A 26,957-nucleotide genomic window follows, 5' to 3' on the forward strand; every position below is an offset into this window, starting at 1 on the left:
AGGCGAACCCTTTGAGTACGGGACCCGGAGCAGCTTCCGCCCCCGCACCTGACGGCCACGACGAGACGCCCACCCCCGACGCCCCCCGCAAGACATCGATGTTCGCCTCCCTGAAGGTCAGGAACTACCGCCTGTTCTTCGCGGGCCAGGTCGTCTCCAACATCGGCACCTGGATGCAGCGCATCGCCCAGGACTGGCTGGTCCTCAGCCTCACCGGCTCCTCGGCGGCCGTCGGCATCACCACGGCCCTCCAGTTCCTGCCGATGCTGCTCTTCGGCCTCTACGGCGGAGTCCTCGTCGACCGCCTGCGCAAGCGCCCCACGCTGCTGGTCACCCAGTCCGCGATGGCCCTGACCGCGCTCTTCCTCGCCGTCCTCACCCTGACCGGCCACGTCCAGGTCTGGCACGTCTACCTCGCCGCCTTCGCGATGGGCCTGGCCACCGTCGTGGACAACCCGGCCCGCCAGTCCTTCGTCTCCGAGCTGGTCGGCCGGGACCAGCTGCAGAACGCGGTGAGCCTGAACTCGGCCAACTTCCAGTCCGCCCGGCTGGTCGGCCCGGCCGTCGCCGGCCTGATGATCACCGGCGTGGGCACCGGCTGGGCCTTCCTCGCCAACGGCCTCTCCTTCGTCGCGCCGCTCAGCTGCCTGCTGCTGATGCGCGCCCGCGAACTGCACGCCGTCCAGCGCGCCCCGCGCGGCAAGGGCCAGCTGCGCGAAGGGCTGCACTACGTCGCCGGGCGCCCCGAGCTGATCTGGACCATCGTGCTGGTCGGCTTCATCGGCACCTTCGGCTTCAACTTCCCGGTCTTCCTGTCCGCCTTCGCCGACGACGTCTTCGACGCGGGCGCCGGCGCCTACAGCCTCTTCAACACCCTCATGGCCGTCGGCTCGGTGACCGGCGCCCTGCTCGCCGCCCGGCGCGGCACGGCCCGGCTGCGCATCCTGATCGCGGCGGCGCTGGGCTTCGGCGCCCTGGAGATCGCGGCGGCGACGGCACCGGAGCTGTGGCTGTTCGCGCTGCTGATGGTCCCGATAGGCGTCTTCAGCATGACGGTCAACGTCACCGCCAACACCAGCATCCAGATGTCCACCGACCCGGCCATGCGGGGCCGCGTCATGGCCCTGTACATGATGGTGTTCCTGGGCGGTTCCCCGGTCGGCGCCCCGATCGTCGGCTGGGTCACCGACACCTACGGCGCCCGGGTCGGCTTCGCCGCCGGAGGGGCCGTGGCCGCCCTCGCCGCGCTCGTGATCGGCCTGGTCCTGGCCCGCGTGGGCAACCTGCGCCTGTCGGTCGGCTGGCACCGCGGTCACCCGCAGGTGCGCTTCGTGCCGCGGGAGCGCCGGGAGGAACTGGCGCCGGCGGCGTAGGCGTCCTTCCTGGGTCCGTAGTCGTTGGCGGCGGTGTCCTCGGAGACGACCTCGGCGACGAACTCGACGCCCGGGACGGTGCCTGTGCCGTCGGCGAGGGCCACCACGTCCGAGGCGAACCCGTTGAGCCGGCCCGGATGGTCGATGCGCACGTCCGACCGCAGGCGCCTGAGAGGGTACCGGGAGCGGAGCTGCTCGATGATGGCCATGGTGATGTCCCAGTGGGTGTCCCACTGCGGCCGGAGGAAGATGTGGCCGCCGACGATCTCGCACTTGTAGCAGCCCTCAGGGACGGGCAGTTTTCACGGCTGTCCTGCCTCCTTGGACGGAAACAGTCGCTCGGTACAACGACATGCACGGCGCCGGAGTCATGCCGGGCAGACTGTGGCCCATGAGACTGTTCGCCGCCGTACTGCCCCCCGAGGACGTCACCGCCGCGCTCGCCGCCGAGGTGGCCGCGCTGCGGGAGCTGCCCGGCGCGGACGGGCTGCGCTGGACCGGCCGCCCCGGCTGGCACTTCACGCTCGCCTTCTACGGTGAGGTCGACGACGACCTCGTACCCGACCTGTCGGCCCGGCTGGAGCGGGCGGCGCACCGCACCGCCCCCTTCCCACTGGCGCTGCGCGGCGGCGGTCAGTTCGGGCACGGGCGGGCCCTGTGGACGGGAGCCGAGGGTGACGTGGCCACGCTGCGGCTGCTCGCGGACCGTGCGGAGTCGGCGGGGCGGAAGGCAGGCGTCGAGATGGGCGGGCACCGGCGCTACACGCCCCACCTGACGGTCGCCCGCAGCAGGGAGGCGTTCGAGGTGCGGCCGTACGTCGAGGCCCTGGACGGCTTCACCGGACCCGCCTGGACCGTGACGGAGCTGGCCCTGGTGCGCAGCAACCTGCCCGGGTCCGGCGTACCGGGCGAGCAGCCCCGTTACGAGGCGGTCGGCCGCTGGCCGCTCGGCGCCTCCGGTTAGGGTCGGGGGCGTGGACCCGAAGACCCGTAACCGGATCATGGCCGGTGTACTCGTGCTGATGCTCGTCGTAGTGGCGGTGGCGGCGGCCCTCGGCTGAGCGGCCGTGCGGCGACCGCCGCCCCGCGCGCACCGCTACCAGGCGAAGGCCTCCGGCGTGGGCCCCGGTCCCGGGAAGATCTCGTCCAGCCCGGTCAGCAGCTCCTCCGACAGCTCCAGCTCCACGGCCCGCAGCGCCGACGCGAGCTGCTCCGCGGTGCGCGGACCGACGATGGGGCCGGTCACGCCGGGCCGGGTCAGCAACCAGGCCAGCGCGGCCTCGCCGGGCTCGACGCCGTGCTTGTCGAGCAGGTCCTCGTAGGCCTGGATCTGCGACCGCTTCGCGGGGTCGGCCAGGGTGTCGGCGGCCCGGCCGGAGGCACGGCGCCCGCCCTGGACCTCCTTGCGGATGACGCCCCCGAGCAGCCCGCCGTGCAGCGGCGACCACGGGATGACACCGAGCCCGTAGTCCCGCGCGGCCGGGATGACCTCCATCTCGGCCCGGCGCTCGGCCAGGTTGTACAGGCACTGCTCGCTGACCAGGCCGATGGTGCCGCCGCGCCGGGCGGCGGCCTCGTTGGCCTGGGCGATCTTGTAGCCGGGGAAGTTGGACGAACCCGCGTAGAGGATCTTGCCCTGCTGGACCAGCGTGTCGATGGCCTGCCAGATCTCGTCGAACCCGGTGGCCCGGTCGATGTGGTGGAACTGGTACAGGTCGATGTGGTCGGTCCGCAGCCGCTTCAGGCTGGCGTCGACCGCCCGCCGGATGTTCACGGCGGACAGCTTGTCGTGGTTGGGCCACGCTTCGCCGTCGGCGCCCATGTTGCCGTAGACCTTGGTGGCGAGGACGGTCCGGTCGCGCCGGTCGCCGCCCTGGGCGAACCAGTTGCCGATGATCTCCTCGGTACGGCCCTTGTTCTCGCCCCAGCCGTACACGTTGGCGGTGTCGAAGAAGTTGATGCCGGCGTCCAGCGCCGCGTCCATGATGGCGTGACTGTCGGCCTCGTCGGTCTGCGGACCGAAGTTCATGGTGCCGAGGACGAGTCGGCTGACCTTGAGTCCCGTGCGTCCGAGCTGCGTGTACTCCATGGTCCCCAAGCCAACGACTTGGAGTGCGCTCCAGGCAAGCGGGTCCGGTGCGCCGGTCGGGTCGCGGGCGGTCCTGCGGAGTGCCTACGGGGCGGCGCGGTAGGGACCGCCCAGGCCCCAGGCCTCGTGCATCGCGTCCGCGAAGGCGCCCGCGATGCCGTGTTCGCCGCGCTCGTTGGGGTGGGTGCCGTCGTAGGTGTCCTTGTGGAAGTCGTACGACGCGGGCGGCGGGACGAGCAGCAGCGGGGAGTCCGCCTCGTCGAGGTCGGCCAGCGTCTTCGCGAGGAGTTCGTTGAAGCGGGCGACCTGCTCGGCGAAGGGCGCGTCGGTGTCCGCGCGGATGTTGTGGAGCACCGGCATCACGGCGACGCGGAGGTGCGGGTTCGCCGCGCGCGCGTCCGTCACGAAGCTCCGGACGTTGTCGGCGGTCTGCTCCGCGTTCGTGTAGAAGCCGAGGTCGATGAGGCCCAGGGAGACCAGGAGCACGTCCGCGCGGCAGGACCGTACCGTCCCGCCGATGAGCGGGGTCATGTGATGCCAGCCCTCGCCCCAGCCGGCCAGGTGCGCGCGGGGGAAGTCGGGCTCGGCGTAGGCCTGCGAGGTGGGCGCGTCCGTGGACGGGTCGTGCAGCGCCTCGCGCGGGCCGACGAACGTGAAGGGGCCGCCGTACGTGTCGCGCAGGTGTCGCCACAGCCGGTGGCGCCACGTGTGCTCGCCGGCGCTCCCTATCGTCATGGAGTCTCCGACGAACATGAACCTGAGCATCCGCTCATCATGGACGATCGGCCCGGCCGACGCGATGTGAGCCCGACCACGCAGCGTGACCCCCGGCATGAACACCCGCGCGGGATGGCAGGCTTGGCGCATGCGCCGACCCTTCGCCCTCCTCGTCTCGGCCCTCCTCGTGGGCGCGTTCGCCGTGCCCGCCTCCGCAGCCGACGACGGCGACGAGGGGTTCACGATCGAGGACCCGAGGATCACCGAGTCGAGCGGACTCGCCGCCTCCCGCCTCCACCCCGGCGTCTACTGGACGCACAACGACCAGGACAACGGGCCCTACCTGTACGCGGTGGACGGCGGCACGGGGAAGACCGTCGCCCGCGTCGCGCTCTCCGGCGTCGGCACGCCGCGGGACATCGAGGCGATCTCCATCGGGCCCGGCAACAGGATCTTCGTCGGGGACATCGGCGACAACCTCGGCGGCACCTGGCCGTACGTGTGGGTCTACGAGCTGCCCGAGCCCACGGAGCTGAAGGACCGGACGGTCAGGGCGACGCAGTACGTGGTGAAGTACGCGGACGGCGCCCGGGACGCGGAGTCGCTCGCCGTGCACCCGAAGACCGGACGGGTCTACATCATCGACAAGAACGAGGACGGCGGGCACCTCTACGAGGGCCCGGCGAAGCTCTCCGCGTCCGGCACCAACGTCTTCCGGCGCGCGGCCCCCGTAGAGCTGTGGGCCACCGACGCCGCCTTCTCCCCGGACGGCGAGCGGCTCGCGGTGCGGGGCTACCTCGGAGGCCTCTGGTACGACTGGAACGGCGGGAAGATCCAGCGCAAGGGGCGGATCAGCGTGCCCCTCGGCCAGGGTGAGTCCGCCACCTACACCGCCGACGGCGAGAAGCTGCTGCTCGGCATGGAGGGGGTCCGGAGCCCGGTGCGGGCCCAGGACGCGCCCGGGGGCGGCGGGGGCGGGGACTCGTCCTCCTCCTCGGGAGGGTCGGCCGCCTCCGGTGACGACGGCTCCGGCACGGGCACGCTGAAGGTCGGGGCGCTCGGGCTGGTCGTCGCGTGCGCGGTCCTGTTCGGGCTACGCAGGCTGGTCCGGCGCCGCTGAGCCGGGTGCCGCTGGGCCGGGGGCCGCTGAGCCCGCCGCCGTGGCGCGCGCGGCCACCAGGACCTCCAGCCCGTCCAGGATGCGCTGGAGGCCGAACTCGAAGTGGTCGAAGCCGGGGCCGAAGGTGTCCTCGGAGAGAGAGGCCAGCACCGGGTAGCGCCCGCTGGTCATGACCTTCTCCAGCACCGGCTGCTGGGCGGCCCAGAACTGGGCGTCCGTCAGCCCGGAACTGCGCTCGGCCTCCTCCTGGTACACCTGCGTGCGGGCGGCCCCGACGACGTACCCGTCGAGCATGATGATCACCGACAGGAGTTCGGGGTCGGTCAGGCCCATCGGCTTGATCCGGGTGAGCACCTTCTCCATGCCGTCCAGGGCGCTCGGGCCGAGCACGGGACGGGACTGGTTGACGTTCAGCAGCCAGGTGTGGCGTCGGTGGAGGGCGAGGGCGGAGCGGCCGAGCGCCTCCAGCGTCGAACGCCAGCCGCCGTCGCCGTAGTCGCCGGGGTCCTCGGAGGTGCGCTGCACGCGGTCCAGCATCAGGTCGAGCAGTTCGGCCTTGCCGGGGACGTAGCGGTACAGGGACATCGTGCCGGTGCCGAGGTCGGTGGCGATCCGGCGCATGGAGACGGCGGCGAGCCCCTCCCGGTCGGCGATCTCGACGGCGGCTTCCACGATCCGCTCCAGCGTCAGCCCCGGCTTCGGCCCGCGGCTCGGCCGCCGGCCGGTGTCCCACAACAGTTCGATGGTGCGGCCGATGTCGCCGCTGCCGCTGGTCTCCGTGCCGCTCGCCATGGGGTCAGTCTAGGTCCGCGGAAATAAATTGGGTACGGTGTACGCGCATTCGGGTACGGTGTACTCAGTTGGTGAGCGAGAGGGGGACCCATGGGTGACGGACACGCGGTACGGGCCGAGGGGCTGGAGAAGCGGTACGGCGAGAAGCGTGCGCTCGACGGCTTCGACCTGGCCGTCCGGGAGGGCACCGTGCACGGCCTGCTGGGGCCGAACGGCGCCGGGAAGACCACCGCCGTGCGCATCCTGTCCACACTGATCAGGCTGGACGGCGGACGGGCCGAGGTGGCGGGTCTGGACGTCACCCGCCGGCCGCGCGAGGTGCGGGCCCGGATCGGCCTCACCGGGCAGTACGCGGCCGTGGACGAGGTGCTCACCGGCCGGCAGAACCTGGAGATGTTCGGGCGCCTGTTCCACCTGGGCGGCCGGCGGGCCCGGGCCCGCGCCGTCGAGCTGCTGGAGCAGTTCGACCTGACCGACGCCGCCGACCGGGGCGTCGGCAAGTACAGCGGCGGCATGCGGCGCCGTCTCGACCTCGCCGCCTCGATGATCCTCGCCCCCTCCGTCCTGTTCCTGGACGAACCGACGACGGGCCTCGACCCCCGCAGCCGCGGCGAGGTCTGGGACTCGGTCCGGGCGCTGGTGGCGAGCGGCACCACCGTGCTGCTGACCACGCAGTACCTGGAGGAGGCCGACAGGCTGGCCTCCCGCATCACCGTCATCGACCAGGGCCGGGCCATCGCCGACGACACCCCGGACGGGCTGAAGAACCTGATCGGCGGCGACCGCGTCGAGGTCGTGGTGGCCGAGCGGGCCGACATCCCGAGGGTGGTGAAGGTCGTCGCGCGGGTCTGCGAGGGCGAACCGGAGGCCGACGAGGAGGCGCTGCGCGTGCACGCCCCGGTCACCGACCGGGTGTCCGCGCTGACCGAGGTGGCGCGGACCCTCCAGGACGAGGGCGTCGGCGTGGAGGACATCGGGCTGCGCAGGCCGAGCCTCGACGACGTGTTCCTGCGCCTGACCGGGCACCGCACGGACCGCGCCGCCCGTACCGAGAAGGAGGCGGTGGCATGAGCGCCCTCGACCCGACGACGGCCCCGCGCGAACGCGGGCGGCTGTACTGGCTGTTCGCCGACTGCGGCAACATCGTGCGCCGCGGCCTGACGCACTACCAGCGCCAGCCCGTCAACATCGCCTGGCAGCTGGGCTTCCCGATCCTGTCCGTCCTCCTCTACGGCTATGTCTTCGGCAGTGCGATGACCGTGCCGGGCGGCGGGGACTACAAGGACTTCCTGATGCCGGGCATGTTCGTGATGACCATGGCGTTCGGCTTCATCAACACCGCCACCGTCGTCGTCTACGACTCGACCAAGGGCGTCATCGACCGGTTCCGGTCCATGCCGATGTCCTCCTCCGCCGTGGTCGCGGGGCGCGGCGTGACCGACCTCGTGATCGCCTGCGCCGAGCTGGCGATCATGATGCTGACGGCGCTGGCCATGGGCTGGCGGCCGGACGGCGGCTGGGGCTTCCTGGCGGCGTTCGCGCTGCTGCTGTGGCTGCGGTTCGCGCTGATCTGGATCGGGGTGTGGCTGGGCCTGCTGGTCCCGAACCCGGAGGCGGCCGGCGGTCTGTTCGCGGTGGCGTTCCCGCTGACGATGATCTCCAGCATCTTCGTCGCCCCGCAGCTCATGCCCGACTGGCTGGGTTGGGTGGCCGCCTGGAACCCGATCTCCTCCACGGCGGCGGCCGCCCGCGAGCTGTTCGGCACACCGGTCGGCGGCGGCGACTCGTGGGTCGAGCAGCACGCGGTGCTGATGGCGTGCGTGTGGCCGGTGGTCCTGACGGCGATCTTCCTGCCGTTGGCGGTACGGCGGTTCCAACGCCTCAGCAGGTAAGGGCCCGGGGAACGGGGAACGCGGAGGGGCGCCCGGCGGATGTCCGCCGGGCGCCCCTCGTCGTCCTGCGCGGGCGACCGCTACAGCTTCTCGATCACGTAGTCGACGCACTTGGTGAGCGCCTCGACGTCCGCGGGGTCGATCGCCGGGAACATCGCCACCCGCAGCTGGTTGCGGCCGAGCTTGCGGTACGGCTCGGTGTCGACGATGCCGTTGGCGCGCAGCACCTTGGCGACGGCGGCGGCGTCGACCTCGTCCGTGAAGTCGATCGTGCCGATGACCTGCGAGCGCTTGGCCGGGTCGGTGACGAACGGGTTCGCGAACTTCACGTCCTCCGCCCAGCCGTACAGCGTGCGCGCGGAGGTCGCCGTGCGGCGGACGGTGAAGTCCAGGCCGCCCTGGCCGTTCATCCACTCCAGCTGCTCGCCCAGCAGGAACAGCGTGGCGAGCGCCGGGGTGTTGTACGTCTGGTTCTTGCGCGAGTTGTCGATCGCGGTCGGCAGCGAGAAGAACTCCGGGACGTGCCGGCCGCTCGCGTGGATCCGCTCGGCGCGCTCGATCGCGGCGGGGGAGAAGACGCCGATCCACAGGCCGCCGTCCGAGGCGAACGACTTCTGCGGGGCGAAGTAGTAGACGTCGGTCTCGGCGATGTCCACGGGCAGGCCGCCGGCGCCGGAGGTGGCGTCGACCAGCACGAGGGAGCCCTCGTCGGCACCGGCGACGCGCTTGATCGGCATGGCGACGCCGGTCGAGGTCTCGTTGTGCGTGAAGGCGTAGACGTCCACGCCGGCCTCGGCGCGCGCCTCGGGGTGCGTGCCCGGGTCGGAGGCGACGACCGTCGGCTCGGCCAGCCACGGGGCGAGCTTGGCCGCCTTGGCGAACTTGGAGGAGAACTCGCCGAAGCTCAGGTGCTGCGACTTGTTCTCGATCAGGCCGTGGGTCGCGACGTCCCAGAACGCGGTGGAGCCGCCGTTGCCGAGGATCACCTCGTAGCCGTCGGGGAGCTGGAACAGCTCGCGGATGCCCTCACGGACCTTGCCGACCAGGTTCTTGACCGGGGCCTGGCGGTGGGAGGTGCCGAGGAGGGACGTACCGGTGGCGGCCAGGGCGTCCAGCGCCTCCACCCGCACCTTGGAGGGACCCGCGCCGAATCGACCGTCCGCGGGCTTGATGTCAGCAGGAATCTGGATCTCAGCCACGTGCCGGAGGGTATCTCCTCGGCGAAACCGGACGGCGACATGTCCGTCCGATGAGACGAGATCTCCGCCTTGCGGACCTGTACGGAGCTACGACGGCCCATCCTGGACGCATGACCGATCTGGAGGCAGCACTGCGCGGAGCCGTCCGGGGCGAGGTCGCCTTCGACGTCACCTCGCGCGCCCTGACGACGATGGACGCGTCCAACTACCGCAGGGTCCCGCTCGGCGTGGTGGCGCCGAGGGACGCCGACGACGTGGCGGCGGTGCTGGCGGTGTGCCGGGAGCACGCGGTGCCGGTCGTGGCGCGTGGCGGGGGCACGTCGATCGCGGGGCAGGCGACGGGCACCGGGGTCGTGCTGGACTTCACCCGGCACATGAACCGGCTGGTCTCGCTCGACCCCGCGGCGCGCACGGCCGTCGTCCAGCCGGGTCTGGTCCTAGACCGCCTCCAGGAGGCCGTGGCCCCGCACGGCCTGCGTTTCGGCCCCGACCCGTCCACGCACAGCCGGTGCACGCTCGGCGGGATGATCGGCAACAACTCGTGCGGCTCCCACTCGGTGGCCTGGGGCACCACGGCCGACAGCGTGGACGAGCTGACGGTGCTCACCGCGCGGGGCCGGTCGCTGCGGCTCGGGCAGGGCTGGGCCGGGGCGCCGCAGGGCCTGCGGGAGCTGGTCGACGGCGAACTGGCGCGGCTGCGCACCGGTTTCCCGGACCTCCCCCGCCGGATCTCCGGTTACGCGCTGGACGCGCTGCTGCCGGAGCGGGGCGCGGACGTGGCCCGCTCCTTCTGCGGCTCGGAGGGCACGCTGGGCGTGCTGACGGAGGCGGTGGTGCGGTTGGTGGAGGCGCCGCGGGCGCGTGCGCTGGCGGTGCTGGGCTACGCGGACGAGGCCGGGGCGGCGGAGGCGGCGGCGGGGCTGCTGCCGCTCGGGCCGCTGACGGTGGAGGGCATGGCGGTGGACCTCGTGCCGTCGACGCGGGGGCTGCCGCGGGGCGGGGCGTGGCTGTTCGTCGAGACCGGCGGCGACACGGAGGCCGAGGCGCGGGCGCGGGCGGAGGCGGTCGTGCGGGCGGCGGACGTCGTGGACGCCCTGGTGGTGGCCGACCCGGCCGGGCAGCGGGCCCTGTGGCGGGTCCGGGAGGACGCGAGCGGCAGGGCGACCCGGATGCCCGGGGGCTCGGAGGCGTGGCCCGGCTGGGAGGACTGCGCGGTGCCGCCGGCCCGGCTCGGCGCCTATCTGCGGGACTTCCGGGGCCTGTTGACCGCTCACGGCCTGCGGGGCACGCCGTACGGGCACTTCGGGGACGGCTGCATCCACGTGCGCATCGACTTCGACCTGCTGACGACGGCCGGAGTCGCCCGTTTCCGCCGCTTCTCGGAGGAGCTGGCGGACGTCGTCGTGGCACACGGCGGCTCCCTCTCCGGAGAGCACGGGGACGGGCAGGCGCGGGCGGAACTGCTGCCGAGGATGTACGGCGAGGAGACGGTGGCCCTCTTCGAGCGGGCGAAGGCCGTCTGGGACCCGGACGACCTCCTCAACCCCGGGATGCTGGTCCGCCCGGCGCCGCTGGACGGAAACCTCCGCTTCTCCGTCCTGACCCGCGAACCGGTGGACGTGGCCTTCGGCTATCCCGCCGACGGCGGCGACTTCTCGGCCGCCGTGCGCCGCTGCGTCGGGGTGGCCAAGTGCCGTACGACGTCGTCGGCGGGGTCCTCGGTGATGTGCCCGTCCTTCCGGGCCACCGGCGAGGAGGAGCACTCGACGCGCGGTCGTGCCCGCCTGCTGCACGAGATGCTCGCCGGCGAGCTGGTCACCGACGGCTGGCGGTCGACGGAGGTCCGGGACGCCCTCGACCTCTGCCTGTCCTGCAAGGGCTGCCGCTCCGACTGCCCCGTCGAGGTCGACATGGCCACGTACAAGGCGGAGTTCCTGCACCACCACTACGCCGGGCGCCGCCGCCCGGCCGCCCACTACGCGCTGGGGTGGCTGCCGATGTGGCTGCGCTGGGCGTCCCACGCGCGACTGGCGCCGGTCGTCAACGCGCTGTCCGCCGTGGGGCCGCTCGCGGCGGTGGCGAAGCGGCTGGGCGGGATCGCGGGGGAGCGGGACGTGCCGCGGCTGGCGGGGGAGACGTTCAGCCGGTGGTGGCGGGGGCGGCCCGCCTCGACGGGCGGCGGCGACCTGGTGGTCCTGTGGCCCGACACCTTCACCGAGCACCTCTCGCCGTCGGTGGGCCGGGCGGCGGTGCGGGTGCTGGAGGCGGCGGGACTGCGGGTGGCGCTGCCGCCGACCCTCGCGGGAGGCGCCCTCGCGGACGGCCGCACGCGGGCGGCGACCGCCCTGCTCACCGCCCGCAGGGGCCGGGTCTGCTGCGGCCTGACGTACGTGTCCACGGGCCAGCTGGACCGCGCCCGCGCGGTGCTGCGCCGCACGCTGGACCTGATGGCGCCGGTGCTGGAGACCTCCGCGCCGGTCGTCGTCCTGGAGCCGAGCTGCGCCGCGGCCCTCCGCACGGACCTGCCCGAGCTGCTCCACGACGACCCCCGCGCGGCCCGCCTCGCCGCCCGCGTGGTGACCTTCGCGGAGGCCCTGGAACGCCACGCCCCCGAATGGGCCCCGCCCGCCCTGGACGTCCCGGCGGTCGGCCAGACCCACTGTCACCAGCACGCGGTCCTGGGTGACGCGGCCGACCGCCGCCTGCGCGAGGCGGCCGGCCTGAGCGGCGAGCTGAGCGGCGGCTGCTGCGGACTCGCGGGCAACTTCGGTTTCGAGGCCGGCCACTACGAGGTCTCGGTCGCCTGCGCCGAGGACCAGCTCCTCCCGGCGCTGCGCGAGGCACCGCAGGGGTCGTTGCTCCTGGCCGACGGCTACTCGTGCCGGACCCAGCTGGAACAGCTGGCGGGAGCGCGGGCACGGCACCTGGCGGAGGCACTGGCGGAGGGGTTGGAGGGGTCCTGATGGGCGGGGTGCAGATCCGCTCCGGGTGCTCTGTGTGCGCTCAGTTGAGCGTGTGCAGCCTCCGTCCCCGGCGCTCGGCCACCCGCAGCGCATCGCCCGTCTGACCGAGCCTCACCCCGAGCTGCCGCCGGTGAGTTCGGGCACGGGCCTGGCCCGGGTGATCAGTGCGCCCGCCAGATCGTCAGATCCGCGGTGACGAAGCCGATGTCCGGGATCGCGGTCGACTTGGTCTGGATGACCAGCAGTGCGATGTCGCCGTCGGGGTGCCTGACGCAGATCTCGGACCCGGCCGCCGCCGTGGCCAGCGGGAGGCGGCGGCCGTCGTCCTCGGCGGTCCGCCGGCGGCACGTCTCGTACGTGGCGCCCGGATCGCCGTACAGCTGGCTGAGCACACTGGTGTCGCTCTCCAGTTCGCAGCCCGTCTCGGTGCAGTCGAAGCGGATGTCACCCTCGCGGTCCCCGCGTTCCTTTCCGGTGCGGATGCTCAGGGAGTTCTCGCCGGTCAGCATCGGGGGGTAGTAGGCGTGGGCACGCGGCGCCCCGGCCTCCCCGGCGGGGGTCCGGTCGGACGGCGTGGACCCGCCGGTCGGCGCCGACCCGGGCACCGCGGCTCCGGAGGCCTTCGCCCCTTCCGCCACCGGTCCGGGCGTCACGGAGGCGGATGCGGAGGCGGAGGCGGCCGTGTCCCCGTCACGGCCCCGGTCGCCGTCGACGTCGAACGCGTCCCGCACCGTCCACGCCGCCGCGATCAGCAGCCCGGCCGCGGCCAGGGCGGAGGCCCCGGCCAGCGCGGCGCGCCCGCGGCGGGAGCGCCGGCCCTCGGGGCCGGCCTGCGGGCGCGGCACGGACGGCCCGTGCGGAGCGGCCCACGGCTGCGGAGCCGTCCAGGGACGTGTGCGGGCCGTGGCCGGGACCGGGTGCGCCGCGGCCGGAACGGGGGCCGGGGACGGTGCCGTGGGCGGCGGCGGTACCGACACCTCGGGGCCGGCCACCTCCCGCCAGACCGCCGGACCGGCACCCGCCTCGGCATCCCGCCCCAACTCCTGCCGGCACCGCTCGACGACCTCCGCCGGGGTGGCCCGTTCTCCGGGGGCGGCGGCGAGGCAGCGGGCGATCAGCGGGCGCAGCGGTTCGGGCAGCCCGGACAGGTCGGGTTCGGAGTGCACGATCCGGTACAGGACGCTGACCCCGGGGCCGTCGCCGTAGAGCGGCCGGCCCAGGGCGGCGAACGCGGCCGTCTGCCCGAGCGCGAAGACGTCGGTCGCCGCCGTGACGTCTCCCCCGGCCGCCTGCTCGGGGGCCATGTACTGAGGGGTGCCGATGGTGGCGCCCGTCGCGGTGTGCGCGGTGCTGTCGGCGGCGACCGCGATGCCGAAGTCGATGACACGGGGGCCGTCGGAGGCCAGCAGGACGTTGGACGGCTTGAGGTCCCGGTGCACGATCCCCGCACCGTGGATGGCCTGCAGCGCCTCGGCCACCCCCGCCATCAGCCACAGCACCGCCGGCACCGGCAGCGGTCCGCTCCGGGCGACGACGTCCGACAGGGCGGGCCCCGGCACGTACAGCGTGGCCAGCCAGGGGGGTGTGCCGTCCGCGTCGGCGTCGATCAGCTCGGCGGTGTAGGCGCCCTTCACCCTGCGGGCCGACTTGATCTCCCGGCCGAAGCGCCGCCGGAACGCCGGGTCGTCGGCCAGTTCGGACCGGACGACCTTGAGGGCCACCGGTCGTCCGCCCCGGGTGTACGACAGGTACACCCGGCCCATGCCGCCCGCCCCGAGCCTGGCCGCGAGGCGGTAACCGGCCACCGAGCGTGGATCGTCGTCCCGCAACGCCTGGAAGACCTCGGCCGTGTGGTTCACCGGTTCCCTCCCCCGTGATCCCGATGAGCTGACCAGCACCGCAGCTTATGTGCTGCGGGTGGCGGACCGCCCCGCAGGGGAGGGCCGGGCTTCGGGCCCGGACTCCGGGGCGGGACCGGGCTCCGGACGGGAGGGACCCCGCGGCCTACGGCAGATCCGGGAGCGCCTTGGCCCGCCCGCGCCCCACCTGGGTCCGCACCGCTCCCATGCTGGCCACGATGACCAGCGCGATGGCGGCGGACTGGGTCGCGGTCAGGGCCTGGTCGAGGATGAGGAAGCCGGCCGCCGCGGCGATGGCGGGCTCCAGGCTCATGAGGATCGCGAAGGTCGGCGCGGGCAGCCGGCGCAGGGCGAGGAGTTCGAGGGTGTACGGCAGCACGGAGGAGAGCAGGGCGACCCCGGCGCCCAGCGCCAGCGTCACCGGGTCGATCAGCTCGGCGCCGGACTCGGCGATGCCCAGCGGAAGGAACAGCACCGCCCCGACCGCCATCGCGAGGGCCAGCCCGTCGGCCTGCGGGAAGCGCCGCCCGGTGCGCGCGCTGAACACGATGTACGCCGCCCACATGACGCCCGCCCCGAGCGCGAAGGCGGCACCGGCCGGGTCGAGGCTGTCGAAGCCGCCGCCGCTGAGCAGGAAGACGCCGGCCAGGGCGAGCGCGGCCCAGACCAGGTTCACCGCGCGACGGGAGGCGAAGACCGAGAGCGCGAGCGGGCCGAGCACCTCCAGGGTGACGGCCGGGCCGAGGGGGATGCGGTCGACGGCCTGGTAGAAGAGGCCGTTCATCCCGGCCATGGCGATGCCGAAGACGACGACCGTGCCCCAGTCGGCCCGCGAGTGCCCGCGCAGCCGCGGCCGGCAGATCAGGAGCAGTACGACGGCGGCCACGACCAGCCGCAGCGTCACCACGCCCAGCGCCCCGGCCCGCGGCATCAGGCTCACCGCCAGCGCGGCGCCGAACTGCACGGACAGGCCGCCGGCGAGGACGAGCCCGACGGGGCCGAGGGCACCGAACCGGCCGCCGTCGGCCGGGGCGCCGCCCGGCGCGGACGCGGGACCGGCGGCGGACGCCTGGCCGGCGGCTCCCGCTGCCTCGGGGCCCGCCATGGAGGCGGCCGGGGCGGGGGTGCCGGGGGTGGCGCTGGGGGTACTCACGAGGGCTCCGGGACGGTCTGCGGATCGGTTTCGTTCATCGTGCTGTACGGCACGGTCCACAGTAGTGGACTCGGTCAGGCGCGTATACCTGCCATGCAACTGTCGCGGGCGGGGAACGGGACTGTCAACGCACTTCCACCGGCTGGGACGGGGTTCACCGGTCGGGCCCGCGCGCCGACCGGGTAGCGTCCACCGCGTGAGACGACTCCTCGCCCGCCTGTGGCGCCTGCTGCGCCCGGTGCAGAGCCGCGTGATGTGGCTGCTGCACACGAAGTACGTGGTCGGTGTCACCGGCGTCGTGCGCGACGACGAGGGGCGGGTCCTGCTGCTGAAGCACCGGATGTGGCCGCCGGGCCGCCAGTGGGGCCTGCCGAGCGGCTTCGCGCGCAAGGGCGAGGACTTCCGGCACACCGTGGTGCGCGAGGTCAGGGAGGAGACGAACCTCGACGTCGAGGTGGGCCGCCTGGTCATGCTCAACAGCGGCCTGCGCACCCGCCTGGAGGTGGCCTACGAGGCCCGGCTGGTCGGCGGTGACCTGCGGATCGACCCGTTCGAGATCCTGGAGGCCCGCTGGTGCCGCCCGGACGACCTCCCCGAGGACGTCCAGCCGGTGTGCCGCCCGCTGGTGCGGGGCGAGACGGCGCCCTGAATCGCCGGGCCGGTGGTGTCGAGGATCGTCGGGCCGGTGGTGTCGAAGCTTCCGCGCTCCAATCCTCGTCCTCGCGGGCGGCGCGGACACGGTGCGCCAGTACCCCGGGGCCGGGCTCATCGACGGACTCCAACCGCACGGGGTGCCGGCGCTCCTCGGCGACGGGCTGCGGCTCCCCGGGGGCGGGCGCCGTCCGGCGCGGTCTCGAACCCGTCCGGGCGGTCCCCACGCCCCTGGCCCCCACCTGAAGTACCGGTTCGGGAAGTGACCGGGGCGGAGCGGGCGTACGGTCGGAACCGAGCGGAGCCGTACCGAGGAGGACTTCCGATGCGCAGCGTGACCTACTCGATGGGCGCCTCGCTCGACGGTTACATCGTCGGGCCGGACGGCGGCTTCGACTGGACGGCACCCGACAGGGACGTCTTCCGCTTCTGGATCGACGAGATCCGGCAGGTCGACGTCCACCTGATGGGGCGGCGGCTGTACGAGACGATGCTGTACTGGGAGACCGCCGAGCAGGACGCGTCGCTCGATGACGACGGGCTCGAATGGGCCGCGCTCTGGAATCCGCTCCCCAAGGTGGTGTTCTCCACCACGCTGTCGGCCGTGCGAGGCAACGCCCGTCTGGCCACGGACAGCGTCGCGGAGGAGATCCGGCGGCTGCGGGCCGAGCCGGGCGAGGGCGAGATCGCGATCGGCGGCGCGACCCTCGCCGCCGAGGCGGCCGCGTCGGGCCTGATCGACGAGTACCGGGTCATGGTCCACCCGGTGCTGGTCGGCGGTGGCGTCCCCTACTTCCCCCGGGACGAACGCAGGGTGGATCTCGACCTCGTCGAGACGCGCACCTTCAACTCGAAGATCGTCCACCTCCGCTACCGCGTGGCGCGCCGAGCGACGTCCTGAGCGCCCGGCACGGGAGGCGTTCCCCCCCGGCGGGTGAGGCCCGAGAGGGGCCCACGCCTCCTCGAACAAAATCATGCATGCGCGCTTGATTGTTCCGACCCCCACTGCCATGCTCCTCACCACACCGCGCCGCACACCGCCGTGCCCGAGGGGAGCGTCCGTGTCCGATCCCACGCCCGTGATCGACGACCTGCGCGAGGAGAGCGGGGAACTCGACGCGCTGGTCGCGCGGCTCAGCCCCGGGGAGTGGCGGCTGGCCACCCCCGCGCCCCGCTGGACGATCGCCCACCAGATCGCGCACCTGGCCTGGACCGACCGGGCCGCCCTGCTCGCCGTCACCGACGAGAAGGGCTTCGCCGACCTGGTCGAGCAGGCCCTCGCCGCGCCCGACCGGTACGTCGACGACGGCGCCGACGAAGGCGCCCGGCAGGCCCCCGCCGAGCTGCTGGCCGGCTGGCGGGAAGGGCGTGCCGCCCTCGACGGGGCGCTGCGCGAGGCGCCCCCCGGCGCCCGCTTCCCCTGGTACGGCCCGCCCATGGCCGCCGCCTCCATGGCCACCGCCCGTCTGATGGAGACCTGGGCCCACGGCCTCGACATCGCCGACGCCCTCGGTGTCACCCGGCCGCCCACCGACCGGCTGCGGCACATCGCCCGCATCGGCGTCCGCGCCCGGGACTTCGCCCACGCGGCCCACGGCCGCACCCCGCCCGCCGAGCCGTTCCGCGTCGAACTCACCGGCCCCGGCGGCGACCTGTGGACGTACGGCCCCGAGGACGCCCGCCAGCGGGTCACCGGCCCCGCCCTCGACTTCTGCCTCCTCGCGACCCAGCGCGCCCACCGCGCCGACCTCGCCCTGCGGGCCGAGGGCCCGGACGCCGACCGCTGGCTGGACATCGCCCAGGCCTTCGCGGGGCCGCCCGGAGCGGGCAGGCCGCCGAAGGGGGCCGGCCGGTGAGCGTGCTCCGCGTCGGCAACGCCTCGGGCTTCTACGGCGACCGTTTCGACGCCATGCGGGAGATGCTCACCGACGGTCCGCTGGACGTCCTGACCGGTGACTACCTCGCCGAGCTGACCATGCTGATCCTCGGCCGCGACCGGCTGAAGGACCCGGCCGCCGGGTACGCGCGCACCTTCCTGCGGCAACTGGAGGAGTGCCTCGGCCTCGCCCACGAGCGGGGCGTCAGGATCGTCGCGAACGCCGGCGGACTCAACCCGGCCGGACTCGCCGACGCCGTCCGCACGCTGGCCGGCCGGCTCGGCCTCCCCGTGCGGGTCGCGCACGTCGAGGGCGACGACCGCACCACCGCCCACCCGGGCAGCCTCACCGCCCACGCCTACCTCGGCGGCTTCGGCATCGCCCGGTGCCTGAGCGAGGGCGCCGACGTGGTCGTCACCGGACGGGTCACCGACGCCGCCCTGGTCACCGGCCCCGCCGCCGCGCACTTCGGCTGGGCGCCCACGGATTACGACCGGCTGGCGGGCGCGGTCGTCGCCGGACACGTCCTGGAGTGCGGGGCGCAGGCGACCGGCGGCAACTACGCGTTCTTCGAGGAACGCGCCGGGGACCTCCGGCGCCCCGGCTTCCCCCTCGCCGAACTGCACGCCGACGGCACCTCGGTCATCACCAAGCACCCCGGCACCGGCGGCTTCGTCGACGTCGGCACGGTCACCGCCCAGCTGCTCTACGAGACGGGTGGCGCCCGGTACGCGGGACCCGACGTCACCGCCCGGCTGGACACCGTACGGCTCACCCAGGACGGACCGGACCGGGTTCGGATCGACGGGGTGCGCGGCGAGGCCCCGCCGCCCACGCTCAAGGTCGGCCTGAGCCGCCTCGGCGGCTTCCGCAACGAGGTCGCCTTCGTGCTCACCGGCCTCGGTGTCGAGGCCAAGGCCGCGCTGGTGCGGGAGCAGATGGCACCCGCCCTGGGCAAGGTCGCCGACGTCCGCTGGGACCTCGTGCGCACCGACCGGCCCGACGCCCCGACCGAGGAGACGGCGAGCGCCCTGCTCAGGCTCGTCGTCCGCGACGCGGACCAGCGGGCCGTGGGGCGGGCGCTGAGCGGCGCCGCCGTCGAGCTGGCCCTCGCCAGCTACCCCGGCTTCCACGTGCTCGCGCCGCCCGGCAAGGGGGCGCCCTACGGGGTCTTCGAGGAGGACCGCGTCCCGCAGGGCGCCGTCGGTCAGGTGGCCGTCCTCCACGACGGGCGCCGGGCCGAGGTGGCGCCGCCCCGGGAGACCGCCGCCCTGGACGCCGTACCGGAACCGCCCCTGCCCGAGCCGCTTCCGCCGGGGCCCGTACGCCGGGCCGCCCTCGGGCTCGTCGCCGGGGCCCGCAGCGGCGACAAGGGCGGCAACGCCAACGTCGGCGTGTGGGTCCGGACCGACGAGGCCTGGCGCTGGCTCGCGCACGAGCTGACCGCCGACCGGTTCCGGGAGCTGATCCCCGAGGCCCGCGACCTGCCCGTCACCCGGCACGCGCTGCCCGCCCTGCGCGCCCTCAACTTCGTCGTCGAGGGCATCCTCGGCGAGGGAGTCGCCGCCCAGGCCCGCTTCGACCCGCAGGCCAAGGCGCTCGGCGAATGGCTGCGCGCCCGCCACCTGGACATCCCGGAGGTACTCCTGTGACGGTCCTGCCCTCGGCCCTGGACCCGGCCGCCCCGGACCACCGGGCCCACCGCGAGGCGATGCTGGGCAAGCTCGCCGAGTTGGACGCCGAGCACGCCAAGGCCCTCGCGGGCGGCGGCGAGAAGTACGTCGCCCGGCACCGGGGGCGGGGCAAGCTCCTCGCCCGCGAGCGCATCGAGCTGCTCCTCGACCCCGACACGCCCTTCCTGGAGCTGTCCCCGCTGGCGGCCTGGGGCAGCGAGTACACCGTCGGCGCCTCCCTGGTCACGGGCATCGGCACCATCGAGGGCGTGGAGTGTCTGATCACCGCCAACGACCCGACCGTGCGCGGCGGTGCCAGCAATCCCTGGTCGCTGAAGAAGGCCCTGCGCGCCAACGACATCGCCCTCGCCAACCGGCTGCCCTGCGTCAGCCTGGTCGAGTCCGGCGGCGCCGACCTGCCGTCCCAGAAGGAGATCTTCATCCCCGGCGGCGCGATCTTCCGCGACCTGACGCGGCTGTCGGCGGCCGGCATCCCGACCGTCGCCGTCGTGTTCGGCAACTCCACGGCGGGCGGCGCCTACATCCCGGGCATGTCCGACCACGTGATCATGGTCAAGGAGCGGGCGAAGGTGTTCCTCGGCGGGCCGCCGCTGGTCAAGATGGCCACCGGCGAGGAGAGCGACGACGAGTCGCTGGGCGGCGCCGAGATGCACGCGCGCACCTCCGGTCTCGCCGACTACTTCGCCGTGGACGAACCGGACGCCCTGCGCCGGGCCCGCAGGGTCGTCGCCCGGCTCAACCACCGCAAGGCACACCCCGATCCGCCGGTCGCCGAGCCGCCGAAGTACGACCCGGAGGAACTCCTCGGCATCGTCCCCGGCGACCTCAAGGTCCCCTTCGACCCGCGCGAGGTGATCGCCCGGATCGTCGACGCCTCCGACTTCGACGAGTTCAAGCCGCTCTACGGGACGAGCCTGGTCACCGGCTGGGCGGCGCTGCACGGCTACCCCGTGGGCATCCTCGCCAACGCCCAGGGGGTCCTCTTCAGCGAGGAGTCGCAGAAGGCGGCCCAGTTCATCCAGCTCGCCAACCAGCGGGACGTCCCGCTCCTGTTCCTGCACAACACCACCGGCTACATGGTCGGCAGGGAGTACGAGCAGGGCGGCATCATCAAGCACGGCGCGATGATGATCAACGCCGTCTCCAACTCCCGCGTCCCCCACCTGTCCGTCCTGATGGGGGCGTCCTACGGCGCCGGCCACTACGGCATGTGCGGCCGGGCCTACGACCCGCGCTTCCTCTTCGCCTGGCCCAGCGCCAAGTCCGCCGTCATGGGCCCCCAGCAGCTCGCCGGCGTGCTCTCCATCGTCGCCCGCCAGTCCGCCGCCGCGAAGGGGCAGCCCTACGACGACGAGGGCGACGCGGCGCTGCGCGCCATGGTGGAGCAGCAGATCGAGTCCGAGTCGCTGCCCATGTTCCTGTCCGGGCGGCTCTACGACGACGGCGTCATCGACCCGCGCGACACCCGCACCGTCCTCGGCCTGTGCCTGTCGGCCGTCCACACCGCGCCCTACCAGGGGGCGCGCGGTGGCTTCGGCGTCTTCCGGATGTGAGGGAACCACTGTGACCAGCGAGGAGCACCCTGTGATCCGCACCGTCCTCGTCGCCAACCGGGGCGAGATCGCCTGCCGGATCTTCCGCACCTGCCGCGAGGCGGGCATCCGGACGGTCGCCGTGCACTCCGACGCCGACGAGAACGCCCTCCACGCGCGCGTGGCGGACGCGGCCGTCCGCCTGCCGGGCACCGCCTCTGCCGACACGTACCTGCGCGGCGACCTGATCGTGAAGGCCGCGCTCGCCGCCGGCGCCGACGCCGTGCACCCCGGCTACGGCTTCCTCTCCGAGAGCGCCGGCTTCGCGCGGGCCGTCACCGACGCGGGCCTGACCTGGATCGGGCCGCCGCCGGAGGCGATCGAGGCGATGGCGTCCAAGACCCGTGCCAAGGAACTGATGGGCATCGCCCCCCTCGGCGAGGTCACCGAGGCCGACCTGCCGGTGCTGGTGAAGGCGGCGGCCGGCGGCGGCGGGCGCGGCATGCGCGTCGTACGGCGGCTCGCCGACCTCGACGCCGAACTGACCGCCGCCCGCGCGGAGGCGGCGAGCGCCTTCGGCGACGGCGAGGTCTTCGTCGAGCCGTACGTGGAGGACGGGCGCCACGTCGAGGTGCAGATCCTCGCCGACACCCACGGCACGGTGTGGGTGCTCGGCACCCGCGACTGCTCCCTCCAGCGCCGCCACCAGAAGGTGATCGAGGAGGCCCCGGCCCCCGGCCTGGACGCCTCCCTCACCCGGGACCTGCACGAGCAGGCCGTCCGCGCCGCCCGCGCCGTGCACTACACCGGGGCCGGGACCGTCGAGTTCCTCGTCGCCGACGGCCACGCGCACTTCCTGGAGATGAACGCCCGCCTGCAGGTCGAACACCCCGTCACGGAGGCGGTGTTCGGCATCGACCTGGTCGCCCTCCAGCTCCGCGTCGCCGAGGGCCACGCCCTGGGGAGCGAGCCGCCGCCCCCGCGCGGCCACGCCGTCGAGGCCCGCCTGTACGCCGAGGACCCGGCGCACGGGTGGGCGCCGCAGACCGGCCGCCTGCACCGCCTCGCCGTCCCGGACGGCATCCGCCTGGACACCGGCTACACCGACGGCGACGACATCGGCGTCCACTACGACCCGATGCTGGCCAAGCTCGTCGCCCACGCGGCCACCCGCGCGGAGGCCGTCCGGCGGCTCGCCGGGGCCCTGGAACGGGCGGCGATCCACGGCCCGGTCACCAACCGGGACCTGCTCGTCCGCTCCCTGCGCCACGAGGAGTTCACCTCCGCCCGCATGGACACCGGCTTCTACGCACGCCACTTGACCGCCCTCACCGAGCCCGCCCCCGACCCCCTCGCCCCGCTGGCCGCCGCCCTCGCCGACGCGAGCGCCCGCGCGGGCCGCTTCGGTGGCTGGCGCAACCTGCCCTCGGCGCCCCAGGTCAAGCGGTACGCCCTGGCCGGCGAGGAACACGAGGTCCGCTACCACCACACCCGCGCGGGCCTCACCGCGGAAGGCGTACGCGTGGTGCGGGCCGACGCCCGCTCCGTCGTCCTCGAGACCGACGGCGTACGGCGCCGCTTCGAGATCGCCCGCTACGGCGACACCGTCCACGTCGGCTCCACCACCCTCACCGCCCTGCCCCGCTTCCCCGACCCCGCCGCCGAGCACGCCCCCGGCTCCCTCCTCGCCCCCATGCCCGGCACGGTCGCCCGCGTCGCCGAGGGCGTGACGGAGGGTGCACGCGTGGAGGCGGGCCAGCCCCTGCTCTGGCTGGAGGCGATGAAGATGGAACACCGGATCACCGCCCCGGCCGACGGCACCCTGACGACCTTGAAGGTCGTCCCCGGCCAGCAGGTCACGGTCGGCTCGCTCCTGGCGGTGGTGCAGGAGACCTAGGGGCGCGGGACTGCATGGAACATGCGGCTGCGCCGCGTGAGCGCGACAAGCCACGACGAATCCCGCACCCGACCCGAAGGAGCACAGAGATGACCCCCCTCCTCGAATCCGAAGAGCACACGTCCCTCCGCGCAGCGGTATCCGCCTTCGCCCGGAGCCACCCCCGCTCCGACAACCGGCAGTTCTGGCAGGAGGCCGCCAAGCTCGGCTACATAGGCGTCAACCTGCCCGAGGCCTACGGCGGGGGAGGCGGCGGCATCACCGAACTCTCCCTCGTCCTGGAGGAGATGGGCGCCGCCGGCAACCCCCTCCTCATGATGATCGTCTCCCCGGCGATCTGCGGCACCGTCATCGCCCGCTTCGGCACCGAGGCCCAGAAGCGGGAGTGGCTCCCGGCGCTCGCCGACGGCAGCCGCCTGATGGCCTTCGGCATCACCGAACCCGACGCCGGCTCCAACAGCCACCGCATCACCACCACCGCCCGCCGCGACGGCACCGACTGGCTCCTCACCGGCCGCAAGGTCTTCATCAGCGGCGTCGACATCGCCGACGCCACCCTGATCGTCGGCCGCACGGAGGACGCCCGCACCGGCCGGCTCAAGCCCTGCCTGTTCATCGTCCCCCGCGACACCCCCGGCTTCGAGCGACGGCAGCTCGACATGGAACTGAACGCCGAGGAGAAGCAGTTCGAGCTGACCCTCGACGACGTGCGGCTGCCCGCCGAGGCCCTCGTCGGCGACGAGGACGCCGGCCTGCTCCAGCTCTTCGCCGGCCTCAACCCCGAGCGCGTGATGACCGCCGCCTTCGGTATCGGCATGGGCCGCTACGCGCTGACCCGCGCCCTGGACTACGCCCGCGAACGCACCGTGTGGAAGACCCCGATCGGCGTCCACCAGGCCATCGCCCACCCCCTCGCCCAGGCCCACATCGAGCTGGAACTGGCCCGTCTGATGACGCAGAAGGCCGCCCACCTCTACGACGCCGGTGACGACACGGCCGCCGGCGAGGCCGCCAACATGGCCAAGTACGCGGCCGGCGAGGCCTGCGTGAAGGCCGTCGACCAGGCCGTGCACACCCTCGGCGGCAACGGCCTCACCCGCGAGTTCGGGCTCGCCCGGCTGATCACGGCGGCGCGCGTGGCCCGGATCGCGCCGGTGAGCCGCGAGATGATCCTCAACTACGTGTCCCACCAGACCCTCGGCCTGCCCAAGTCGTACTAGCCCGCCCTGGAGGAACCGTGTTCCGCAGCCAGTACGCAGCCGTCCCGCCCGTCGACCTGCCCATCCACGACGCGGTCCTCGGCCGGGCCGCCGCCTTCGGGAACACCCCGGCGCTGATCGACGGCACCGACGGCACCACCCTCACCTACGAGCAGGTCGACCGGTTCCACCGGCGGGTCAGCGCCGCCCTCGCCGAGGCCGGCGTCGGCAAGGGCGACGTCCTCGCCCTGCACAGCCCCAACACCGTCGCCTTCCCCCTCGCCTTCTACGCCGCCACCCGCGCCGGCGCCTCCGTCACCACCGTGCACCCGCTCGCCACCGCCGAGGAGTTCGCGGGGCAGCTCGGGGACTCACGGGCCCGCTGGATCGTCACCGTCTCACCCCTGCTGGACACCGCCCGCCGGGCCGCCGCACTCGCGGGCGGCGTCCAGGAGATCTTCGTCTGCGACAGCGCCCCCGGGCACCGCTCGCTCGCCGACATGCTGGCCTCGACCGCACCCGAACCCTCCGTCACCCTCGACCCCTCCGAGGACATCGCCGCGCTGCCCTACTCCTCGGGCACCACCGGCACCCCCAAGGGCGTGATGCTCACCCACCGGCAGATCGCCACCAACCTCGCCCAGCTCGAACCCCTGGTGCCCGCCGGCCCCGGCGAACGCATCCTGGCCGTCCTGCCGTTCTTCCACATCTACGGGCTCACGGCCCTCATGAACGCCCCGCTGCGGCTCGGCGCCACCGTCGTCGTCCTGCCCCGCTTCGACCTGGAGCAGTTCCTCGCGGCCATCCAGAACCACCGCATCACCGGCCTGTACGTCGCCCCGCCGATCGTCCTCGCCCTCGCCAAGCACCCCCTCGTCGCCGACTACGACCTCTCCTCCCTCACGTACGTCCTCAGCGCCGCCGCCCCCCTGGACGCGCAGCTCGCCGCCGCCTGCTCGCGGCGGCTCGGTCTGCCGCCCGTCGGCCAGGCGTACGGCATGACCGAACTGTCCCCGGGCACCCACGTCGTCCCCCTGGACGCCATGGGCGACGCACCGCCCGGCACCGTCGGCCGGCTCGTCGCCGGCACCGAGATGCGCATCGTCTCCCTCGACGACTCCGGCAAGGACCTCGGCGTCGGGGAGTCCGGCGAGATCCTGATCCGCGGGCCCCAGGTCATGAAGGGCTACCTCGGCCGCCCCGACGCCACCGCCGCCCTCATCGACGAGGACGGCTGGCTGCACACCGGGGACGTCGGGCACGTGGACGCCGACGGTTGGTTGTACGTCGTCGACCGCGTCAAGGAACTGATCAAGTACAAGGGCTTCCAGGTGGCCCCCGCCGAACTCGAAGCCCTCCTGCTCACCCACCCCGGCGTCGCCGACGCGGCCGTCGTCGGCGCCCACGACGACGACGGCAACGAGATACCGCACGCCCACGTGGTGCGCCGGCCGACCGCGCCCGACCTCTCGGAGAGCGAGATCATGCTGTACGTCGCCGAGCGCGTCGCTCCCTACAAACGCGTCCGCCGGGTCACCTTCGTCGAAGGCGTCCCCCGGTCCGCCAGCGGCAAGATCCTCCGCCGGGAACTGCGAGGCAGCCGGTGACCGCGCTCGGCCGCTCCCGCGCACGCGGCGTTGCGACCCTCACCCTCGACTCCCCGCACACCCGCAACGCCCTCTCGGCGGCCCTCGTCACCGACCTGGCCGCCGCCCTCACCGACGCCGGACGCGACCCGGACGTCCGCGCCGTCGTCCTCACCCACACCGGCAACACCTTCAGCGCCGGCGCCGACCTGCGCGACCCGCCCGACCCGGACGCCCTGGTCGGCCTGGTCCGCGGCATCGTCGAACTGCCCAAGCCGGTCGTCGCCCGCGTCACCGGACACGTCCGCGCGGGCGGCCTCGGCCTGCTCGCGGCCTGCGACATCGCGGGCGCCTCCACCGACTCGACGTTCGCCTTCACCGAGGTCCGCATCGGCGTGGCCCCCGCCGTGATCTCCCTGCCCCTGCTGCCCCGCACCGACCCCCGCGCCCTCGCCCGCTACTACCTCACAGGCGAGCGCTTCGACGCCGCCGAGGCCGCCCGGATCGGCCTGGTCACGGCGGCGGGCGACGACGTGGACGCCGTACTGGAACCCGTCCTGGACGGTGTGCGCCGCGCCTCACCGCAGGCGCTGACCGAGACGAAACGGCTGCTCACGGCTAGGGTGCTGGAGGCCTTCGACCGGGACGCGGCCCAGCTGGCCGCGCTCTCGGCCCGGCTGTTCGCCTCCCCGCAGGCCCGCGAGGGGATGACGGCCTTCCTCGAACGACGGGATCCGGAATGGGTGGTGTGAGCGGCGCCGTGGGCACGGCCGGCGCGGAGCGTGTTCCCAAGCAGGACCGCAGCCGGGCCACCCGGCAGCGGCTCCTGGAAGCGGCCGTGGCCTGCCTCGCCGAACGCGGCTGGGCGGGCTCCACGGTCTCCGTCGTCGCCGAACGCGCGGGTGTCACCCGCGGCGCCGCCCAGCACCACTTCCCGACCCGCGAGGACCTCTTCACGGCCGCCGTGGAGTACGTGGCGGAGGAACGCTCCGGCGCCCTGCGCGCGCTGTTCCCCGAGGGCACGGCGGCCGACGACCGCCGGGCCGTCGTCTCGGCCCTGGTCGACCTCTACACCGGCCCCCTGTTCCGGGCCGCCCTGCACCTGTGGGTCGCCGCCTCCGACGAGGAGCAGCTGCGGGGCCGGGTGACCGAGCTGGAGGCCCGCGTCGGCCGCGAGAGCCACCGCATCGCCGTCGAACTCCTCGGCGCCGACGAGACCCGCCCCGGCGTCCGCGAGACCGTCCAGGGCCTCCTCGACATGGCCCGCGGCCTGGGCCTGGCCACCCTCCTCACCGACGACGCGGCCCGTCGGCGACGGGTGGTCGACCAGTGGGCGCGGCTGCTGGACGAGGCGCTGGGCTGAG

General features: G+C 73.9%; 22 protein-coding genes and 1 pseudogene. 16 read left to right on the top strand and 7 right to left on the bottom strand.

The window, feature by feature from the left end; genetic code table 11:
- Positions 1-11: 11 nt before the first annotated feature.
- Positions 12-1,373, top strand: a complete 1,362-nt coding sequence (locus ACZ6EG_RS27545; RefSeq protein WP_391971235.1) for an MFS transporter — start codon at positions 12-14, stop codon at positions 1,371-1,373.
- Here the strand turns inward: ACZ6EG_RS27545 and ACZ6EG_RS27550 are convergent.
- A pseudogene (locus tag ACZ6EG_RS27550) lies at positions 1,364-1,672 on the bottom strand (Uma2 family endonuclease); the annotation flags it as partial. The gene ACZ6EG_RS27545 and the pseudogene ACZ6EG_RS27550 overlap by 10 nt on opposite strands.
- A gap of 92 nt (positions 1,673-1,764) precedes the next feature.
- Between ACZ6EG_RS27550 and thpR the strand changes: the two are divergent.
- Positions 1,765-2,337 (top strand): RNA 2',3'-cyclic phosphodiesterase, encoded by a 573-nt coding sequence (gene thpR / locus ACZ6EG_RS27555; RefSeq protein WP_391971234.1) that lies wholly within the window; start codon positions 1,765-1,767, stop codon positions 2,335-2,337.
- A 132-nt stretch (positions 2,338-2,469) separates the two neighbouring features.
- On the opposite strand, the gene ACZ6EG_RS27560 is transcribed toward thpR, so the two are convergent.
- Both ACZ6EG_RS27560 and ACZ6EG_RS27565 read right to left on the bottom strand, forming a co-directional pair.
- Positions 2,470-3,462: an aldo/keto reductase gene (locus ACZ6EG_RS27560; protein ID WP_391971233.1), complete on the bottom strand. Its 993-nt coding sequence runs from the start codon at positions 3,460-3,462 to the stop codon at positions 2,470-2,472.
- Between the two features lie 84 nt (positions 3,463-3,546).
- Positions 3,547-4,227 carry a GDSL-type esterase/lipase family protein gene (locus tag ACZ6EG_RS27565; protein WP_469608435.1) on the bottom strand — a complete coding sequence of 227 codons (681 nt, stop codon included), beginning with the start codon at positions 4,225-4,227 and terminating at the stop codon, positions 3,547-3,549.
- A 100-nt stretch (positions 4,228-4,327) separates the two neighbouring features.
- Between ACZ6EG_RS27565 and ACZ6EG_RS27570 the strand changes: the two genes are divergently transcribed.
- A complete protein-coding gene (locus ACZ6EG_RS27570) occupies positions 4,328-5,299 on the top strand; it encodes a WD40 repeat domain-containing protein (RefSeq protein WP_391971231.1) in 972 nt (323 codons plus the stop codon).
- On the opposite strand, the gene ACZ6EG_RS27575 is transcribed toward ACZ6EG_RS27570, so the two are convergent.
- On the bottom strand, positions 5,273-6,091 hold the full coding sequence (locus ACZ6EG_RS27575; RefSeq protein WP_391971230.1) for a TetR/AcrR family transcriptional regulator: 819 nt from the start codon (positions 6,089-6,091) through the stop codon (positions 5,273-5,275). The genes ACZ6EG_RS27570 and ACZ6EG_RS27575 overlap by 27 nt on opposite strands.
- 90 nt (positions 6,092-6,181) lie before the next feature.
- Between ACZ6EG_RS27575 and ACZ6EG_RS27580 the strand changes: the two genes are divergently transcribed.
- Positions 6,182-7,162, top strand: coding sequence for an ATP-binding cassette domain-containing protein (locus ACZ6EG_RS27580; protein WP_469608441.1), 981 nt, complete (start codon positions 6,182-6,184; stop codon positions 7,160-7,162).
- The gene (locus tag ACZ6EG_RS27585) at positions 7,159-7,983 is read left to right on the top strand and encodes an ABC transporter permease (protein WP_391971228.1); all 825 of its coding nucleotides are present in this window, start codon (positions 7,159-7,161) and stop codon (positions 7,981-7,983) included. Before ACZ6EG_RS27580 ends, ACZ6EG_RS27585 begins: the two co-directional genes overlap by 4 nt.
- 80 nt (positions 7,984-8,063) lie before the next feature.
- Here the strand turns inward: ACZ6EG_RS27585 and serC are convergent, their stop codons facing one another.
- Positions 8,064-9,182, bottom strand: coding sequence for a phosphoserine transaminase (serC, locus tag ACZ6EG_RS27590; RefSeq protein ID WP_391971227.1), 1,119 nt, complete (start codon positions 9,180-9,182; stop codon positions 8,064-8,066).
- Positions 9,183-9,292: 110 nt separating this feature from the next.
- Between serC and ACZ6EG_RS27595 the strand changes: the two genes are divergently transcribed.
- Positions 9,293-12,145, top strand: coding sequence for an FAD-binding and (Fe-S)-binding domain-containing protein (locus tag ACZ6EG_RS27595; protein ID WP_469608446.1), 2,853 nt, complete (start codon positions 9,293-9,295; stop codon positions 12,143-12,145).
- 161 nt (positions 12,146-12,306) lie between these two features.
- Here the strand turns inward: ACZ6EG_RS27595 and ACZ6EG_RS27600 are convergent, their stop codons facing one another.
- Complete coding sequence (locus ACZ6EG_RS27600; protein WP_469608449.1) at positions 12,307-14,004, bottom strand: serine/threonine-protein kinase; 1,698 nt, start codon at positions 14,002-14,004, stop codon at positions 12,307-12,309.
- Between the two features lie 145 nt (positions 14,005-14,149).
- A complete protein-coding gene (locus tag ACZ6EG_RS27605; protein ID WP_391971224.1) occupies positions 14,150-15,157 on the bottom strand; it encodes an EamA family transporter in 1,008 nt (335 codons plus the stop codon).
- Between the two features lie 196 nt (positions 15,158-15,353).
- On the opposite strand from ACZ6EG_RS27605, the gene ACZ6EG_RS27610 reads away from it, so the two are divergent.
- From ACZ6EG_RS27610 to ACZ6EG_RS27655, 10 genes are all read left to right on the top strand, one after another.
- Positions 15,354-15,806, top strand: coding sequence for an NUDIX hydrolase (locus tag ACZ6EG_RS27610; protein WP_356608369.1), 453 nt, complete (start codon positions 15,354-15,356; stop codon positions 15,804-15,806).
- Positions 15,807-16,133: 327 nt separating this feature from the next.
- Positions 16,134-16,709 (top strand): dihydrofolate reductase family protein, encoded by a 576-nt coding sequence (locus ACZ6EG_RS27615; protein WP_391971223.1) that lies wholly within the window; start codon positions 16,134-16,136, stop codon positions 16,707-16,709.
- 160 nt (positions 16,710-16,869) lie between these two features.
- Positions 16,870-17,664, top strand: a complete 795-nt coding sequence (locus ACZ6EG_RS27620) for a TIGR03084 family metal-binding protein (protein ID WP_391971222.1) — start codon at positions 16,870-16,872, stop codon at positions 17,662-17,664.
- Positions 17,661-19,337, top strand: a complete 1,677-nt coding sequence (locus tag ACZ6EG_RS27625) for an acyclic terpene utilization AtuA family protein (RefSeq protein ID WP_469608454.1) — start codon at positions 17,661-17,663, stop codon at positions 19,335-19,337. Before ACZ6EG_RS27620 ends, ACZ6EG_RS27625 begins: the two co-directional genes overlap by 4 nt.
- Positions 19,334-20,932: an acyl-CoA carboxylase subunit beta gene (locus tag ACZ6EG_RS27630; protein ID WP_391971220.1), complete on the top strand. Its 1,599-nt coding sequence runs from the start codon at positions 19,334-19,336 to the stop codon at positions 20,930-20,932. Before ACZ6EG_RS27625 ends, ACZ6EG_RS27630 begins: the two co-directional genes overlap by 4 nt.
- Before the next feature lie 31 nt (positions 20,933-20,963).
- Positions 20,964-22,808 carry an acetyl/propionyl/methylcrotonyl-CoA carboxylase subunit alpha gene (locus tag ACZ6EG_RS27635; RefSeq protein ID WP_469608458.1) on the top strand — a complete coding sequence of 615 codons (1,845 nt, stop codon included), beginning with the start codon at positions 20,964-20,966 and terminating at the stop codon, positions 22,806-22,808.
- Positions 22,809-22,897: 89 nt separating this feature from the next.
- On the top strand, positions 22,898-24,028 hold the full coding sequence (locus tag ACZ6EG_RS27640) for an acyl-CoA dehydrogenase family protein (protein ID WP_469608461.1): 1,131 nt from the start codon (positions 22,898-22,900) through the stop codon (positions 24,026-24,028).
- A gap of 17 nt (positions 24,029-24,045) precedes the next feature.
- A complete protein-coding gene (locus tag ACZ6EG_RS27645; RefSeq protein WP_469608464.1) occupies positions 24,046-25,614 on the top strand; it encodes a 4-coumarate--CoA ligase family protein in 1,569 nt (522 codons plus the stop codon).
- Entirely contained in the window at positions 25,611-26,345 is a 735-nt protein-coding gene (locus ACZ6EG_RS27650; RefSeq protein WP_391971216.1) for an enoyl-CoA hydratase family protein, read from the top strand. Before ACZ6EG_RS27645 ends, ACZ6EG_RS27650 begins: the two co-directional genes overlap by 4 nt.
- Positions 26,333-26,956 (top strand): TetR/AcrR family transcriptional regulator, encoded by a 624-nt coding sequence (locus tag ACZ6EG_RS27655; protein WP_366766709.1) that lies wholly within the window; start codon positions 26,333-26,335, stop codon positions 26,954-26,956. Before ACZ6EG_RS27650 ends, ACZ6EG_RS27655 begins: the two co-directional genes overlap by 13 nt.
- Position 26,957: the final 1 nt, after the last annotated feature.

Source organism: Streptomyces sp. NPDC041968 (assembly GCF_055589025.1).